Source organism: Vibrio sp. 11-4(1), from assembly GCF_013048625.1.
Lineage (GTDB): Bacteria > Pseudomonadota > Gammaproteobacteria > Enterobacterales > Vibrionaceae > Vibrio > Vibrio diabolicus.
Genome location: NZ_VHSY01000005.1, coordinates 371,405 through 388,437, shown reverse-complemented (window position 1 = coordinate 388,437; position 17,033 = coordinate 371,405). Strand labels below are relative to the sequence as shown.

Here is a 17,033-nt window from a genome sequence, read left to right as displayed (position 1 = left end):
AGATAGAGAACAATGTAAGGATGAAATCGGATTTGCTTGTACCTCAATCATTAACCCTTCTAATTCTCATTCACAATACAATTCATCGGTTGAAAATAGGATTAATTTCCATTAAAAATCTGCGAACTGACACGAATTCGTTATAGAGCGAAATAATAATGCATATTTCTGACCTTTTAATTAAGAAGTCACTTAATAACCTTGACGTACAGTAAACCGACAGTTACTTTTCAAACATAACATATTATAAAATCTCATCCGGTTGGCTCTATTATTACAATTACAAATAAAGTACCGCTAGCACCTTTGTCCTAGCTCAGCAAAAAGAATAAAACTCAAAGGGCATATGATGAAAAAGATAGTCGCGCTAGGTCTGTTTTTTGTTGCGCCATTCTTATCTGCAAGTACGATCGTATTTAGCAGTAGCCAACAACCTAGTGTCACATTAAAACTGGAAGAGATTCAATCTTTACCAACCACCAGCTACACAACCACGCTGCCTTGGATCCCTGCTTCTTCTGAATTTCTTGGGGTCAAACTTAGCACGCTCCTCACCCACGTCTATGGCAAAGTGCCAGAACAAGTTGATGTCAGTAGCTTGAATGACTATCACTCGACACTGTCTCGACAAGACATTCTTAGATACCAACCAATACTGGCTTACCAACAAGATCAACACTATATAAAAGTCAGGAATAAGGGGCCATTTTGGGTAATATACTCTCTTAGTCTCTATCCTGAGCTCAACTACAATAAATATCATGCGCAAATGGTCTGGCAAGTAAATGAGATGAAAGCAAAATAATAAGAATGAAGTTATCAGAACCCATCTATCAAAAGCAGAGAGCACCACAATACTCTACAACCAGTAAAATGTTGCTTGTGGTGTTTGCCACTTCTTTGCTTCTCGCAAATGTATTGCTTCTGCAGCAGACACGCGCACTGTCACAAAACTTTAATAATGAGCAAAAACAAGCAACCTGGTTTTTATTCCAACTCTCTAAAGAGCTTTCGGAGCTTGTCGGAGAAGCGAGACGAGTCGATGAAAATGTATTAAATATCGAAGGTGCAGAGCTGCAATATGAATTGGCCTGGAGTAGATTCGATTTATTAATTAGTAGTAATGAAGCCTACACTTTTTTCTCTCGAAATAATATGCATCAGTATTTCATTGATCTTTTTGAGGAATTTCAGGGGCTGGAAGCGCAATTAGTTGAAGCAAGAACTGGCGATAGCCAAGCTGCGGCTCAATTTTATCGATCCACTCAAACACTGTACTTAAGCTTGGTCGATTTCGTTAATCAGAACTTTCGCCTAAGCAGCAAAGTCTATGAGGCACAGAAAGGAGAAACGCAACGGTTAATGCAAGCGCAGTATATGCTGTTTGCTACATTCGTTTTGTCGATCCTGTCTCTGACTTATTTCTTTTATCGTGAATCCCATTTCCATAGAAAACTGGCGCTCAGCGACCCACTGACTCATCTTGGAAATCGCAATGCGCTATTTATCAACCTAAATGAGCTCACTCAAGAGAAAAGGCCTTTTTCTCTGTGGATTTTAGATTTAAATGGTTTTAAAAGTGTCAACGATACACACGGTCACCAAGTGGGAGACACCGTACTGCGTGAAATTGCTAGACGGCTTAAATCTATGGCGTTGAATGATTTTACCGTCTATCGCATGGGAGGCGATGAGTTCGCCGTCATCCTCGAAGGGGAGCATGTTGATGAAGAAGGCGTTCGTGAGCATATCAATGCGGTATTTGATGCGCCAATACTAAATTCCGACAACGTCGCAACACTATCAACCAGCATGGGCTTAGCGCAATACCCAAAAGACAGTAACAATGTTGACTTTCTTATCAGCATAGCGGATAAGCGCATGTACAAAATGAAATTTCAACGTTAAACGGTATTTATGATGAGAAAGTTCATGCAAATACTGCTTCTACTGGCAGTCATTGCGGCAGGTGTGTTGGCTTGGGTATTTATTCCATCGCACGAAACCATCGGGCAAAAAACGCTTGAGCAGGCACTCAACGACGACTACAGCCTCGTTGGGCATCGAATCTACTCAACCGATCCGGATGCTGGCAACCGATTCGGCTACTTCGTATTGGCAACTGGCCAGAGCATTGAAGAGCAAGAGCCGTTTTTGGTCACTTCGGATCAGTTTATTCGCATGGAACAAACGGGTGATAACACCTTGTCTGTGACCGTCAATGGCCGTATCTACCAATACCACAACGACTTGTGGGTACCAAAATCGAATGGAAAGTTGCAGCACTTTTTGGTCAGCGCAACCGCTAAGTACGTGCGCTAAAAAACGGGAACATTACTACCCCCTCCCACCACACACACAAAAAAACAAAGCCCCGCATGCACTGCGGGGCTTTTTACGTTAACAAGAAAAGAACATCGAAAGGATGAGCGTTACTTCGCTAACACTTTCTCTTTAATCACTTTTAGTACCCCAGCCTCTTGGTTGCTTGGCGCAGAATAACGAGCGATTTTCTTAATCTCTTCATGCGCGTTAGCAACCGCGTACGAATGCTCACTGACTTGCAGCATTTCGAGGTCGTTGAGGTAATCACCAAACGTCATGGTTTCTGCCGGAGTAAAATTCATCGTCTCTTGAAGGTGCTGAATGGCCGCGCCTTTAGACGCCTCGGCATTCATCACATCCAGCCAAATTTTTGCGCTCACCACAACTTTATGCGTTGCGCCAAACTTCGCGTTCATGGTCGGGAACAGGAGCTCTTCCGAACCGTCAAAGTGACAAATTGCCACCTTAATAAACTCGTCTTCGACCTCAAGCAAATCCGGCACGTATTCACAGCGGTGGTAGTACTTTTGAAATTCTTCCAGCGATTGCTGATCATGCGTTTCGATGTACGCCGAGCGCTTGCCACACAATACGATGTTCGCCCCGTCAATTTCACGAGCCGCTTTCACAATCTCCGCCACTTCCGCTTTAGGAATGGTGCAACTGTAGAGCTCTTTGTCTTGGTACATCACCAAGGTGCCGTTTTCGGCCACATACAACACTCGATCTTTGATTGGCGCGAACGTGTCACGCAGGCTGTAATACTGACGACCAGACGCAGCGGAGAACAAAATACCTTGCTCTTCCAATTGCAAAAACAGATCGAAAAACTCTGGATCCAAACGACCGTATTGGTCAAGCAAAGTGCCGTCCATATCGGAAGCAATAAATTTGATGCGAACTTGTGACATTAACTAAAACTCTAAATGACGCTGCGAAAATATAATCCATGTAAGGTACAGGATCTTGTATGAATCTCAAGTCGGGATGACGACGCCTTTCGCGATTACCAAGGGTGCTGTTTAAAGTAATCTTCACTGTGATCGATGAAGGCTCTCACCGCAGGAGACAAGTGCTTACGCGATGAATAAAGCGCGTAAATGTTGAGATCATTTGGCTTCCAATCCGGCAACACTGACTCAAGCTGACCCGATTGCAGATAGATATTGCTCAAATAGGTTGGCAGCATCGAAATACCCATGCCTTGCAAAGCGCCATGCAATAACGCCGTGGCCTCATTGCTGGTTAGGCGACACTCAATTCCCACCGATTCGAACTGGTCGCCCTGAGACAAATGCCACACGTGACGCTCAAAGTTTTTGTAACCCAAACAGTCGTGTGAAGATAAATCTCGCGGATGCGCGATCGCGCGATGAGTTTGCAAGTATTGCGGCGATGCCACCAACACCGATTCACACACCGCAATCGGCTTACCAATCAAAGAAGGATCGGGATCTGACGCAATTCGGATTGCCAGATCGATGCGTTGCTCGGTTAGATCACTCACTGAATCTTGCAGATCTATGTCGATATGCACTTTGGGGTGCTTTTGCATAAAACTGTTTACTGCTGGGATCAACTGTGAGAACCCAAATGAAGTGCTAGACGCGAGACGGATTTTTCCGGACAGCTCACCATCAACGGCAATGTTCGACGTCAACGTATCGGCCTGTTTTAACCAACGCTCAATCTGAGGCAAGCTGCGTTCCCCTGCGGTGGTGAGCGACACCTTGCGCGTGGTGCGGTGCAACAAACGAGTTTGCAACCAGTTCTCCATCGCCTCTACATAACGAGTCACCATTGGCCGAGACATGTCTAACCGCTCTGCGGTCGCGGTAAAACTGCCAGAATACACCACATCCACAAATACTTTTGCTGCCGTTACTCTGTCCATATATTTGCTCGAAATAAGAAATAGTGATGCACATTATTGTGTATTTTTCCGAGCGTATCAATTTCCTAATATAGCTCCCGTTCCCAAGCCATCGTCGCTTGGCCCCAAATTCTTTAGGAGCTTATTATGAAAAAATTCACTTTGATTGCTACATCCATTTTAATGGCAAGCCCTGTCCTAGCGGCAAACCACTCTCCCCTTACTCTTGAGGTTTACAACGCCGACGGTAACAGCTTCCACGTTAACTCAACCTTGGTATACGGTGAGACTGACGCCATGGTCATCGACACTGGCTTCACCAAAGCTGACGCGATGCGCATTGCCGCTAAAGTGTTGGACTCAGGCAAAACGCTTAAAACCATTTTTATCAGCCAAGCGGACCCAGACTACTACTTTGGCGCAGAGGCCCTACACCAACAGTTCCCTGATGCGCAGATCATCGCAACGCCTGCGGTTCAAAAAATTATTAAAGAGAAACTGGCTGGAAAGCTGGCGTACTGGGGACCAAAGCTTGGCGCAAACGCACCGGTAAAACCAGTGATCCCTGTCGCATACGATAAAGCATCATTGGAGCTAGAAGGTCATAAGATTGAAATCCGTGGTAACCATGGCACATCAGCACACCGCCCTTACCTATGGATTCCAGATAACAAAGCGATTCTAGGTAACGTAGCCGTGTACTCAAACGTGCATTTATGGATGGCAGATGCCGCTGACCAAACCGCTATCAATGCTTGGGAGCAGCAGCTTAGCGAGATGCTTGCGCTTAAACCTCAAGTGGTCATTCCTGGTCACATGAAAGCAGGCACAAAGCTGAACGCAGACACCATTCGCTACTCGCAACAATACTTACAGGATTTTCAGCAAGCGAAAAAACACAGCAATAACAGTGCTCAACTCATTGACACCATGTCAGCGAAATACCCAGAAGCTCAATTGCCAATCGCGCTAGAAATCGGTGCGAAAGTGCATACTGGTGAAATGTCATGGTAACCGTGCATTACTTCTTCGATCCCATGTGTGGTTGGTGCTACGGGGCATCACCACTCATCGAAGCCTTGATGGACACCTCTCAATTTAAGGTAGAGCTTCATCCCGGCGGTATGATTGAGAAACGCGCGATTGAATCTGAATTTCGTCAGCACATCATCAACAGTGACGCTCGTATCGCAACCGAAACCGGAGCAACGTTTGGTGAAGCATATCTGCAACGCGTGAAAAGCGAAGATGCGTTTGTTCTTGATTCTTATCTACCCACACAAGCGATCTTGAGTGCGGAGAAAATGGGGCTGAATCCATGGCACATGCTAAAGGCCATCCAATCCGCGCATTATCAGCTCGGGTTAAAAGTGAATGAAGCATCGACGCTCAAAGCCATTGCAGAATCGCTAGGCTTAGCAAACGATGCGTGGGAGCAAAACATGACGTTAAGCGAAGCCGAGCTAAACGAAAGAATTCGCTCCAGCCGACAGTTGATGCGCCAGTTACACGTTGGTGGTTATCCAACCCTGATTGCAGAAGTAAATGGCGAGTACTTGACCTTGCCGCACTCGACCTACTACGACAAACCGGCACAGTGGAAGCTTGCATTACGAAAACTGCAATAAGCTCTTCCCCACTCGCTCTTGTTCTTAAGCCAAGAGCGAGTGCCAACACCGACATGGCAATCCTGACTCAAACAGGTACAATCCTCGCTCGAATTTTTACTCGCGCGGATACCCACCATGCACTCGCCTGAACATTGTTTTACACGTTTTACTGCTGATACTTCTGACTATGAATTACCAACGCAGTTTACGTTTCCGTTCTACTACACGCCGCATCCTCTTTGCGTTTTGGCCGCAAAGCAATTGCAACAGCACTTATTAGCGCAAACCGACTTCGAACACGATTTTGGTTTGGTTAATGAAGAAACGGGGCGAGGCAAAATGTTTGGCGTATTGCTGGTAGAAAGCCCTCAAGGCGAGCTCGGCTTTTTAAGTGCATTTTCTGGCAAAATTGCTGACCAAAACTTGATTCCAGGATTTGTCCCTCCTGTGTACGACATGCTGACCGATGAAGGCTTCTTCCGCGCAGAAACGGATGCCATCAACGCCGCCAATGCGGAGTACAAAACCTGTGCTGCGAATCCGGAATTAGCGGATCTTAAAGCGCAAATCCAAGCCGACCGAGCCGCTTATCAGCAAGAAGAGCAAACACAGCGCCAAGTGATGATAGACGGCCGCGCCGCACGCAAACGACAGCGCCAACAGGGCGAGCAAACTCTCAATGCCGATGACCTCAAAATCTTGTTGGATGAGTTGGGTAAACAAAGTGTCGCCGAGAAAAACGCTCTCAAATACTTAAAGCAAGCGTGGGATGAAAAGCTTGCAATCAAAGAAGCGCGCTTGGCCGAGTTAGAGCAGCAACTTGCTCACCTGAAAGAGCAGCGCAAGACACTCTCCAACGCTTTACAGCACAAACTGCATAAACAATACCGCTTCCTAAACAGCCATGGCGAAACACGCGACTTGGTGGACATTTTTGCGGACACCACAAACCCAACCCCACCAGCAGGTGCGGGGGAATGTGCTGCGCCAAAACTGCTCCAATACGCATTTAAACACAGATTCAAACCGCTGGCGCTGGCAGAATTTTGGTGGGGTGTTTCGCCAAAGTCTGAGGTTCGCCAACACAAAAAATTCTACCCATCGTGCAACAGCAAATGTCAGCCGATTTTAGGCCATATGATGCAAGGGCTGGATGTCGAACCTAACCCATTGGCGGAGAATTGGGCAGAAGACAAAGAGCTAGAGATAATCTACCAAGACGACGCTATGGTCGTCGTCAACAAGCCCTCGGGCTTACTTTCAGTGCCGGGTAAAACCATCAAAGACTCTGCTTATACGCGCCTACAAGCGATGTTCCCTGATGTGGAAGGGCCGTTTGTGATTCATCGCCTCGACATGGCGACCTCTGGCATTTTGGTGTTTGCCTTAACTAAACGCGCGAACAAAAGTCTGCAAAAACAGTTTATGGCTCGCGGCGTACAAAAACGTTATATGGCACTGCTCGAAGGCGTATTAAACGAGCCGGAAGGGGAAATTTCACTGCCAATGCGTGGCGACCCAGACGACCGCCCACGTCAACTGGTGTGTTTTGAACACGGGAAACATGCAGAAACCTACTGGCAACTGATTGATGTCAAAGATGGACGCAGCAAGGTATACATGTATCCGAAAACCGGGCGAACTCACCAACTACGTGTACACAGTGCTCATCACATGGGGTTAAACATGCCGATGGTTGGTGATGGTTTATACGGCGAAAAAGCGAATCGCTTACACCTGCATGCTGAGATGCTAGAGCTGGATCATCCATACAGCAAAGAGCGCATGGTGTTCAGAGCTGAGTGCGAATTCTAACTTCTTCCAGATTTTAAATAACAAAAAGGCACTGACTATCAGTGCCTTTTTTGGTTTCTAACAACAGAATAAGCGTGATGCGTGATAAAGCAAACCGTTAGCTCACCTTAAACTTGCTCCACACCTGAGAGCGCCAACGTCTTGCCATGATGATACCACGCACCCATTCATCGAGTGCGATTGCCATCCAAGCTCCTAAAACGCCATAACCCAAGTGGATGCCAAAGATGTAAGAGAAAAGCACGCCTAGTCCCCACATACTCAAAATCCCCATTTGCACTGGAAACTTGATGTCACCCGCGCCTTTGAGCCCCGCGATAAAAATCAGGTTAAACACACGTCCGGCTTCGAGCAAAATTGAGCCCATGACTAACGAGCCTGCCAATGTGAGTATTTCCGGTTGATCGGTAAATACGCGCAGAATATCTTCTCTAAACAGGTAAATCAGTGTGGTTGCCGCCGTTGATGCCACAAATCCCACTAAGAAGTAGATTTGTACGCGTTTTAAAATGCTGCTCACCCAACCTTTACCGATGTAGTAACCAGTCTGGATTTGCGCTGCCTGACCAATTGCCAATGCGAAAGCAAACGAGAAACGGGCTATGTTTTGTGCATAAGTGAAAGCCGCCAACGATGCCGTCCCCATTTGCACCACAAAGTACACAATGCAGATTTGCGCCACGTTGTAAGACAGCACTTCACCCGCGTTCATACCGCCGATTTTTAAGATTTTTTTATAAATCTCTGCGGGTACTTGTTTCATGGTCGACATTGGTAGTTCAATGCTACTGCGTGCGAGAATAAACCATAACATTAACGTACCGATGACTTGGCTGACGACGGTTGCTATTGCTACACCTTGCACACCATACACAGGCAAACCAAATGGCTGGTAAAGCGCAATATAGTTACCAATGATGTTGAACACACCCGAGATCAAGTTCACCACCATTGGAGAACGTGAATAGCCATGGCTACGTAGAATGGTCGTAAAAACAACGCCAATCGTAACGTTAAACGTCATCGCACCGCTGATCAGCAGATATTCACGTGCGTATTGCTCGACTTGTGCCTCCAAACCGTAATACGGGAGCAGGAATATCGCGCCAAGCACAGCAATCACACTCAATAGCACACCGATGATCACAGACAGCGCAATACTTGCAACGCCGACGCTCACAGACTCTTGCTCGCGCCCTGCGCCATTGTATTGGGCAATCAAAATCCCCGTTCCGCTGCTGACAAACGTCGAAACGATGATTAAGAAAAAGGTAATCTGCGTGATCACACCAACAGCGGATACCGCTTTGTCTGAGTAGCCACTCAGCATGAACACGTCACTGGTTCCTAAAGCCGTCCGTAGCAAAATTTCGACAAGAATCGGCCAAGCCAATGCCACGATGGACATTCGTTGGTTGATGTTTTGGCTTTTAGGCATGTTTTTAACCTTTCCTACAACTAAAAACTGCCTCACAAAATGTGTGAAGCAGTTTGGAAAAAGAGTAACTAGAACGAAGCTCGAGATGAGGTCGTGATTTAGCGCGGATTCTAGTCGCATATTGGTCACAACGACAACAATATTTCGCTCTGTTTCGGAAAAATATTTCTAATGCTTTTTCACAACGAAAAACTCATTGACGGAGCTTAGAGATCATCGATTGACGAACAATGAGCTCAATAGGTAGAAGGCGCAGTTCATGCTAGTCCCAACAGAGTTGAGTCAGGATAGATCCTGCAAATACAGCGGTGGAAATGCATTACTTTGAATTATTAATCGAACCATCTGAAACCATAAAGATCCGCCATGGAAAACTTTATAAGCCTTTGTTGTGCTTTGAGCACTCTCACCAAACCACACTTCTAGGCCCATACTAAAAATGACTGACATCACATTTGGAAACTTTGTTGTTCTATTTATCGCTAAAATACCGCCTAGAATAAGCGTACACGTTAATTAAGCAAGGATACGTAATGTCGACATTGGCTGGAGCACGCTTAGAGGAAATGGCGGATATCCGCTCAACAAGAAAAAAGAAAATTGTCTTTTTATGCTCCAGTATCGCCGCGGCATGTTTAACTTATGGCTCCATTGCTCAATTGTTTGAGGATAATTGGGGATTAAGCTTTTTCCATGCTCTGTGTGCCTTAGCCTGTTTAGGTATCAGTTATGTAATAAAGGTCCAACGACATCATCAATATGCCGACCTATGGCTGAGTGCAGTCTTGATGTTCGAAGGGTTATTGCTACTTCTGTATAACGATGCCCCCTCAGGCAAACTGCTATGGCTATACCCCATTGTCGCCACTCTGGTGCTGATCAATGAGTTTAAAGTCGGTCTGCTGTTTAGTGGCACCTATATCTTACTGATCTTTTTTGGCGTCGTTTTTTTAGATCGGCTACCAACAGCCAGTGACATCATAGAACGACGATTTATGCTGACCTTGATAGCGACTGCATTTGTATGTCACACATTCTCGTACTACTACACAAAAGTCCTCAACTACATTCAAGCACTTTATCGTGAAGGGATTGAAGAGTTGGCGTATTTTGACCAACTCACAGGGCTTGCCAACCGCTGGAGCTTTGAAACTTGGGCTCGTGCAAAGCTCGATGAGATCAACCATTCATCTGATGACAGTATCACTGCTCTGGTCTTCCTAGATATTGATAACTTCAAACACATTAACGATACCTACGGGCACGATATTGGTGACCAAGTGCTTCAAGCTTTTGCAACTCGATTAAAAAACAATGTTCGCCATAAAGACAGAAAAACAGACAAACACGACTACTCCATCGCTCGATTTGCGGGCGACGAGTTTGTGCTCATGCTGTACGACATAAACAGTAAAGATGACCTAGACAGCATTTTGAAGCGTATTGTGAATCTATTCCCAAAAGGCTACCGAAGCTACGATATGATTAACGAGTTAACGATGAGTGTGGGCGCTGCTATCTACAAACAAGATGCGAAGGATTTATCTGAATTGACTCGGTGCGCAGATAAAGCAATGTATGCGGCTAAACACACAGGGAAAAACCAATACGCGTATTACGAGCACTGCAATACCGAAGAGAAGTCAGCCTCTGAAACGCCGGCTGTGTCAGAAGCTTGCTAACGGTTAAGCGAATACATGCATCACCCATAGCCCCAGCACCAGAAATACGATTAGCCACACAGCTTGCAACACTCTGCTCGGCTTATCTTGCTGGCGACTGAATTGGCCTTTAAACGCACGATCCTTCACTTTGCCTATTAAGCCTTTCCCTAGAGCACGTCGATAGAATTCACGTCTCTTATGGGCTGCATTGGCGACCTCGGTAAAACGATGTCTTTGCTCATTGGTGAGATCTTTGTCCTCGTAACGAGGAGGGAGATCAGAATGCTTGCGTTGTACTGCCATCACTTCCTCCCTGGTCGATGGGTACATTTTTATTAAGTATATACCCAAATAACCAAAAGATGCGTTATAAGTGAAGCACATAGACGAAAAAACCACCCGAAGGTGGTTTTATGACGAGCAACAAATGAGCGCTAGAAGTACTCACATAAATACGCGGTCGCGTCTTTCACATGAAGCTCAAATGAAGAGTTCCCTTCCACTTCAAAAAACTCACCACTTTGGTAAGTCGTCCAATCACTTTCGCCGACACGCTTGACCACAAGCGCACCTTTTACAACCGTCATACGCTCAGGCGCTTGAGTGCCGAACGTGTATTCACCAGGAAGCATTACTCCAACGCTAACGTCCTGATCATTCTGGTTAAAGCCTAGTGATTTTACACTACCTGCAAAATAGCTATTTTCCTTAATACTCATTATTGGTTTCCTTATCAAAAGTCCGCTCTTTTTTACCTTGTTTCTTCCTGTTACTCAAGCTCTGAAAGTCATTAAGCTCAACGTTATAAAGCACATCCTTTGCTACTGAGCGAGGCCACCTTTTTCTAGGCTTAACCAGACGACGTAATTAGTGAGATAAAGTCGATGAATTAGTTAACGCTAGCAAACAATAAAACCATCAATAAGAGTGTATCCGAATGTAAAAGTGGACATTAGATCATAATTTCTTAGTCTTAATGGCGGGATTGTTTGTTTTTGAGAAGGAAGGTTTCCACCATATTAAAAAAGGGAAGAAAAGTAGACCAATGACGGACTCAGCTCGCCGAAGGCGGAAAACAAGACAGGAACCAAAACTTTCATTTTGGGCTCGCCACCAATCCAAAGTCCTCAAAAGCACATTTGCCGTTTTTGGGGTGGGTCTTTTGACGTTTTTCAGCTATCAAATCCACCTATCCTATCAAGACCATATTGACCCAGAAAAAGTCTACGGCGAGTGGATTGAGATCGGCGCGCCACCCTACCAAACAGAACGTCTGACTTTCACGGAGGATGGGGTATATCGAAACCATCGACTCATCACGACAGAATTTGAATTCGATGGAAAGGTCATCACGTTGAACACCGGATTAGGAAAAACCGCGTACCAGATCTCGGGCTCTCACCTTTCACCTCAGATTCGCCGTATTGAGCCTCTTATTCCAGACCAACGATTCATCCGTAAGGGATTTGAGCATACCGTTCAAGGCTCAGAAACCGGAGCGGCTTCAAAACGTCGCGCTGCATTAAGTGAACATTTCAGCCGTGACTAGCACGTCTTCACGGCTATTTCTCCTTTCAATTCTCTTTATATTTCGATGAAACAAAACCTTAATAAACAATGAAATAAGGTATTCATCGCATTTATCACACTCGCTACTGAGTAAACAATAATTTTAGTTTCTGCTGAGATTTTATAAATTATTGACTCAGTCTGACACTTTCTGTGTAACAGAGTGCGAGTTTTAGTTAAGTTCTCTCAAGTGCCTCGAAAACCGTCTTAATTTTTTTTGACGAAAAAAAACTCTCTGAAATGCTGAGTGTGATGCTTTTGCACATGGAGTAAATCCAATCATCTTATCTGGTGCAAGAGCAGCCTATGTTCTAGGTAGAACATGAATCCAAGGATTGAGAGAGAAGTTATGATTCGATTTAACCTATGTGCAGCTGGCGTTGCTTTAGCACTATCAGGTGCTGCAGTTGCGGCTCCAACCGCACCAAGTATCGATATGTACGGTTCCAACAACCTTCAGTTTTCTAAAATTGAACTCGCGATGGAAACCACGTCAGGCTACTACGACATGGTGAAATACCATGAGCAAGCGAAGATCACTGTTAAGTTTAACCAGTGGAGTGGCACGCCAGGTGATACTTACAACGTCTATTTTGATGGTGCAAAAGTAGCAACCGGCCCAATCACTGGTAGCCAAACAACAGCGACATTTGAATATGGTCAGGGCGGCCTATACCAAATGGAAATCGAGGCGTGTGATGCGACAGGTTGTGCGAAAAGCGCACCAGCTGAAATCACGATTGCAGATACCGATGGTTCTCACTTGAAGCCACTGACGATGAATGTTGATCCAAACAACAAAACGTACAATACCGATCCAAGCGTCGTGATGGGTACGTATTTTGTTGAGTGGGGCATCTATGGTCGTGACTACACGGTCGATAACATGCCAGTCGACAACTTGACTCACATCCTTTACGGTTTTATCCCAATTTGTGGCCCAAATGAGTCTGTGAAGTCTGTTGGCGGCAACAGCTTCAATGCACTACAAACCGCTTGTACAGGCGTGCCTGACTACGAAGTCGTGATCCACGACCCTTGGGCCGCTTATCAGAAGAGCTTCCCACAAGCTGGTCATGAATACAGCACACCTATCAAGGGTAACTACGCAATGCTAATGGCATTGAAACAACGTAACCCTGATCTAAAAATCATCCCATCTATCGGTGGCTGGACACTGTCTGACCCATTCTTCGATTTCGTAGACAAGAAAAACCGAGACACATTCGTCGCATCGGTTAAGAAGTTCCTGAAAACTTGGAAATTCTACGACGGTGTTGATATCGACTGGGAATTCCCTGGTGGTGGCGGTGCAGCCGCGGATAAGGGCGACCCTGTAAACGATGGCCCAGCTTACATCGCACTGATGCGCGAATTGCGCGTAATGCTTGATGAATTAGAAGCTGAGACAGGCCGTACTTACGAGCTAACGTCAGCTATCGGTGTCGGTTACGACAAGATTGAAGACGTAGACTATGCAGATGCGGTTCAATACATGGACTACATCTTCGCGATGACTTACGACTTCTATGGCGGTTGGAACAACGTTCCTGGTCACCAGACTGCGCTTTACTGTGGTTCATTCATGCGCCCTGGTCAGTGTGACGGTAGTGGCGTAGATGAGAACGGCGAACCGTACAAAGGTCCTGCTTACACAGCAGATAACGGCATCCAGCTTCTTCTTGCTCAAGGCGTTCCTGCGAACAAGCTAGTACTTGGTACAGCAATGTACGGTCGTGGCTGGGAAGGCGTAACTCCAGATACGCTAACCGATCCAAATGACCCAATGACAGGTACTGCTACAGGTAAACTGAAGGGCAGTACAGCGCAAGGTGTTTGGGAAGATGGCGTAATTGACTACAAAGGCATTAAGTCATTCATGCTAGGTGCAAACAACACTGGCATTAACGGCTTCGAGTACGGCTATGATGCACAAGCAGAAGCACCATGGGTATGGAACCGCACTACGGGCGAGTTGATCACATTTGATGACCACCGCTCAGTGCTAGCAAAAGGTAGCTACGCTAAGTCTCTAGGTCTTGCGGGTCTATTCTCTTGGGAAATCGACGCGGATAACGGCGACATTCTCAACGCAATGCACGAAGGTATGGCTGGCGGTGTGGTTCCTCAACCAAACCGTAAACCAACCGCAGCTGCTGGCGCAGATCAATCTGTAACTGGCCCTGCAAGTGTGGTTCTAGATGGTAGCCTATCGAAAGACTCTGACGGTACTATCGCGAGTTACGCGTGGGAACAAGTATCTGGTACAGCAGTGGTACTAGCAGGCGCAGACACAGCGAAAGCAAGCTTTGATGCAGCAGAAGTTACTGTTGAGGAGCAATTAACTTTCAAGCTGACAGTGACTGACAACGAAGGTGCAACGGCATCTGACCTTGTTGTAGTAACTGTGAAGCCAGCAGGTGTGGTTGACCCAGCGAACAATGCGCCAGTAGCGCAAGTTGTTGCTCCAGCAACAGCAAACGCTGGTGACGTTGTGGTTGTAGATGCGTCAGCCTCTAGCGATGCAGACAACGATACTCTTACTTTCAACTGGACGCTGCCTCAAGGTTTGAACGCAACGGTTGAAGGTTCTAAAGTAACTTTCACTGCTGCTGAATACCCGCAAGACACTAGCCTAAGCTTTACCGTAAGTGTGAGCGACGGCAAAGCGTCTTCAACGGCAAGCGCAACTGTTGTTGTTGCACAGCATACAACCGATCCAAACCCAGGCACCTGTGACAACACATGGGATGCAAGCGCAGTGTACACAGGCGGCAACCAAGTCACTCATGCAGGTAAAACTTGGGAAGCGAAATGGTGGACTCAGGGTGACGATCCTAGCCAATCTGGCGAATGGGGCGTTTGGAAAGAAGTTGGCGTAGCTAACTGTAACTAAGCCCAACCTTGCAGACTTTCTGTAAAGTTAACGATCAAAGGACAGCTTCGGCTGTCCTTTTTTGTTTTTATCTCATAACGAGAAAAGCGATACCATAGACGAAAAACCATCCGAGGTATTACTTTCAAATCTAATTAGCCCAAAACGGATCGAGCCAATTAGCAAGCATGAAGATTACCAAGAACGATCGAGTAAACGGTCAAAACTACTGAAGACTTGTGCACACTTCATCACTCGGCCATGGCCTTGACCTTGCGTTGTCACTAACTCAACATTTTCAATCTCTTCAGCGGCTTGTGCAGAAATACTGTACTTAGTGAACTTATCCTGCTCATCATGAACAATGATGGCTGGAGACGAGCGCTCAGCCAAACGCTTTAGCGGATCAATTGACTGTAATGGGTAACCAAATTGATCTTCAACTTCTGAAACCACAGCATTAAAAAGCTTCATCGAATAACCTGAACGCGCAATGCTACCGAATAGGTTCTCTACGTAATTCAATACCGGTGCAATAAGCAGTAAAGGCTTGTTTTCTAATTTGCTATGTCTGCACTCAAGAGCAGAAGCGGTGCCCATGCTGTGCCCAACTAGACCAACAATATCGTCTACCGTATCTAACACATCTTCTAACCCTTTGACAAAACCCGGAATGTGCCCATACTGCCCTTCACTCTCACCATGTGCTGGATGATCGTATGCCAAAGCGGTGAACCCTTTCGACGCAATATGTTCCATCAACGGATAAAACTGACTTGCGGTGCCAGACCAACCATGAGTTAGCACCCAAATAGGTCCAGAGCCCAAAGTGTAGGTTTTGATAATGCCTGCATGCCCTTTAATTTCACCCTTGGCAAGTCCTTGAGGTTCGGTGTTTTTAGGTGCTGTGCGAGCAGGTGTCAGGAGCAACTTACGCGCGGTATTCTTTGCATGGGAAGGGGCCAGTGTATGGTGTAAACGCGTACTGATGTTCACCAAACTGCGCTTAATACTGAAACGTTGCGATGTATTAAAGTAAATTTTTTCACTCATGATTATGTCCTTAACTATCAGCTTCGCACAAAAAATAGAACGGTCGTGCTTTTTATACTGATAAGAAAGAGCGAACTCAGCCGCTCTTTATGATTTTATGTCTACAAATCTGGAAAGCGAATAACTGGTATCAGCCTTTCCAGCGAGAAAATAAGTTGTCGATCCCTTGCCAAAACAGGCGCAAGCTTTCTTCCTCACCTTTAATTGAGTAAAAAACATGCGCACTCAAATAAAGACCGTATAAATCAAACGTTGCTTGGCGTGTATCTAAGTCTGCTGCAAATTCTTGCTTCTCTTTGCCTTTCGTTATTTGGATCTCCAAGTAGCTCAGCCAAGTGTCTATGGATTTACGCAGTCCGGCCTGAAGTGGGCAATCTTTATCTGCCGTGTCATTCCAAGCGTCTAGAAACATACAACTTCCTTGAAATGCGTGGTTCCAAGTCATCCAAGAGTCGAGCAACCCTCGAATTTTACGTTCGATATTGCCATCCCCTGCTTCACGAACAGGCTCAATAACTCGGGCGGCGAACACTTTATTGGCGTGCTCCAATACCGATAGTTGTAAATTCAACTTCGAATTGAAGTGGGCAAACAGACCACTTTTCGACATACCGCATTGCTTGGCTAACTCACCAATCGTAAGACTTTCTAATCCGTCTTCGCTGGCGATCTCAAAAGCCCGTTGCAGAATAAACTCTTTTGTCACTTTTCCTTTTTGCATAATCTTATTTTTAGCACGATCGTTCTTTTTTTCAATCTAGAGTTAACTGGTCTAACCATACATTAGTGTCATTTTCGACTCGCCAATCAC

At 45.8% G+C, this 17,033-nt stretch carries 16 protein-coding genes; 9 read left to right on the top strand and 7 right to left on the bottom strand.

Features of this window, described 5'->3' with window-relative positions; all coding sequences use genetic code 11:
- Positions 1 to 349 precede the first annotated feature (349 nt).
- The 3 genes from FKN16_RS12700 to FKN16_RS12690 are packed head-to-tail and all read left to right on the top strand — an operon-like array spanning position 350 to position 2,322.
- Positions 350 to 805, top strand: coding sequence for a hypothetical protein (locus FKN16_RS12700; protein ID WP_005391987.1), 456 nt, complete (start codon positions 350 to 352; stop codon positions 803 to 805).
- 5 nt (positions 806 to 810) lie between these two features.
- Positions 811 to 1,908, top strand: coding sequence for a GGDEF domain-containing protein (locus tag FKN16_RS12695; RefSeq protein ID WP_170902839.1), 1,098 nt, complete (start codon positions 811 to 813; stop codon positions 1,906 to 1,908).
- 24 nt (positions 1,909 to 1,932) lie between these two features.
- Complete coding sequence (locus FKN16_RS12690; RefSeq protein ID WP_006740947.1) at positions 1,933 to 2,322, top strand: hypothetical protein; 390 nt, start codon at positions 1,933 to 1,935, stop codon at positions 2,320 to 2,322.
- A gap of 110 nt (positions 2,323 to 2,432) precedes the next feature.
- Here the strand turns inward: FKN16_RS12690 and FKN16_RS12685 are convergent, their stop codons facing one another.
- Positions 2,433 to 3,236 (bottom strand): Cof-type HAD-IIB family hydrolase, encoded by an 804-nt coding sequence (locus tag FKN16_RS12685; RefSeq protein WP_046875603.1) that lies wholly within the window; start codon positions 3,234 to 3,236, stop codon positions 2,433 to 2,435.
- A 95-nt stretch (positions 3,237 to 3,331) separates the two neighbouring features.
- Positions 3,332 to 4,219, bottom strand: a complete 888-nt coding sequence (locus tag FKN16_RS12680) for a LysR family transcriptional regulator (protein ID WP_005391995.1) — start codon at positions 4,217 to 4,219, stop codon at positions 3,332 to 3,334.
- A 126-nt stretch (positions 4,220 to 4,345) separates the two neighbouring features.
- Between FKN16_RS12680 and FKN16_RS12675 the strand changes: the two genes are divergently transcribed.
- From FKN16_RS12675 to FKN16_RS12665, 3 genes are all read left to right on the top strand, one after another.
- On the top strand, positions 4,346 to 5,212 hold the full coding sequence (locus tag FKN16_RS12675) for an MBL fold metallo-hydrolase (protein ID WP_104972164.1): 867 nt from the start codon (positions 4,346 to 4,348) through the stop codon (positions 5,210 to 5,212).
- Positions 5,206 to 5,826 (top strand): DsbA family protein, encoded by a 621-nt coding sequence (locus FKN16_RS12670; protein ID WP_006740943.1) that lies wholly within the window; start codon positions 5,206 to 5,208, stop codon positions 5,824 to 5,826. The genes FKN16_RS12675 and FKN16_RS12670 overlap by 7 nt, the downstream gene beginning before the upstream one ends.
- A 117-nt stretch (positions 5,827 to 5,943) precedes the next feature.
- Positions 5,944 to 7,623 carry a pseudouridine synthase gene (locus FKN16_RS12665; RefSeq protein WP_104972163.1) on the top strand — a complete coding sequence of 560 codons (1,680 nt, stop codon included), beginning with the start codon at positions 5,944 to 5,946 and terminating at the stop codon, positions 7,621 to 7,623.
- Positions 7,624 to 7,720: 97 nt separating this feature from the next.
- On the opposite strand, the gene FKN16_RS12660 is transcribed toward FKN16_RS12665, so the two are convergent.
- Entirely contained in the window at positions 7,721 to 9,061 is a 1,341-nt protein-coding gene (locus tag FKN16_RS12660) for an MATE family efflux transporter (protein WP_104972162.1), read from the bottom strand.
- 533 nt (positions 9,062 to 9,594) lie between these two features.
- Here FKN16_RS12660 and FKN16_RS12655 point away from each other — a divergent pair.
- The gene (locus FKN16_RS12655; RefSeq protein WP_104972161.1) at positions 9,595 to 10,743 is read left to right on the top strand and encodes a GGDEF domain-containing protein; all 1,149 of its coding nucleotides are present in this window, start codon (positions 9,595 to 9,597) and stop codon (positions 10,741 to 10,743) included.
- Positions 10,744 to 10,746: 3 nt separating this feature from the next.
- Here FKN16_RS12655 and FKN16_RS12650 read toward each other — a convergent pair whose 3' ends face one another.
- Positions 10,747 to 11,028 carry a hypothetical protein gene (locus tag FKN16_RS12650; protein WP_104972160.1) on the bottom strand — a complete coding sequence of 94 codons (282 nt, stop codon included), beginning with the start codon at positions 11,026 to 11,028 and terminating at the stop codon, positions 10,747 to 10,749.
- 131 nt (positions 11,029 to 11,159) lie between these two features.
- Positions 11,160 to 11,444 carry a pyrimidine/purine nucleoside phosphorylase gene (locus FKN16_RS12645; protein WP_047009740.1) on the bottom strand — a complete coding sequence of 95 codons (285 nt, stop codon included), beginning with the start codon at positions 11,442 to 11,444 and terminating at the stop codon, positions 11,160 to 11,162.
- Between the two features lie 326 nt (positions 11,445 to 11,770).
- Here FKN16_RS12645 and FKN16_RS12640 point away from each other — a divergent pair, with 326 nt between their 5' ends.
- Positions 11,771 to 12,274, top strand: a complete 504-nt coding sequence (locus FKN16_RS12640; RefSeq protein WP_104972159.1) for a DUF2850 domain-containing protein — start codon at positions 11,771 to 11,773, stop codon at positions 12,272 to 12,274.
- A 369-nt stretch (positions 12,275 to 12,643) separates the two neighbouring features.
- Complete coding sequence (locus tag FKN16_RS12635) at positions 12,644 to 15,190, top strand: glycosyl hydrolase family 18 protein (protein WP_170902838.1); 2,547 nt, start codon at positions 12,644 to 12,646, stop codon at positions 15,188 to 15,190.
- A gap of 174 nt (positions 15,191 to 15,364) precedes the next feature.
- On the opposite strand, the gene FKN16_RS12630 is transcribed toward FKN16_RS12635, so the two are convergent.
- Together FKN16_RS12630 and FKN16_RS12625 are read right to left on the bottom strand one after the other, a co-directional pair.
- The gene (locus tag FKN16_RS12630) at positions 15,365 to 16,222 is read right to left on the bottom strand and encodes an alpha/beta hydrolase (RefSeq protein WP_005392011.1); all 858 of its coding nucleotides are present in this window, start codon (positions 16,220 to 16,222) and stop codon (positions 15,365 to 15,367) included.
- A gap of 130 nt (positions 16,223 to 16,352) precedes the next feature.
- Positions 16,353 to 16,943: a TetR/AcrR family transcriptional regulator gene (locus tag FKN16_RS12625; RefSeq protein ID WP_005392013.1), complete on the bottom strand. Its 591-nt coding sequence runs from the start codon at positions 16,941 to 16,943 to the stop codon at positions 16,353 to 16,355.
- Between the last annotated feature and the right edge of the window lie 90 nt (positions 16,944 to 17,033).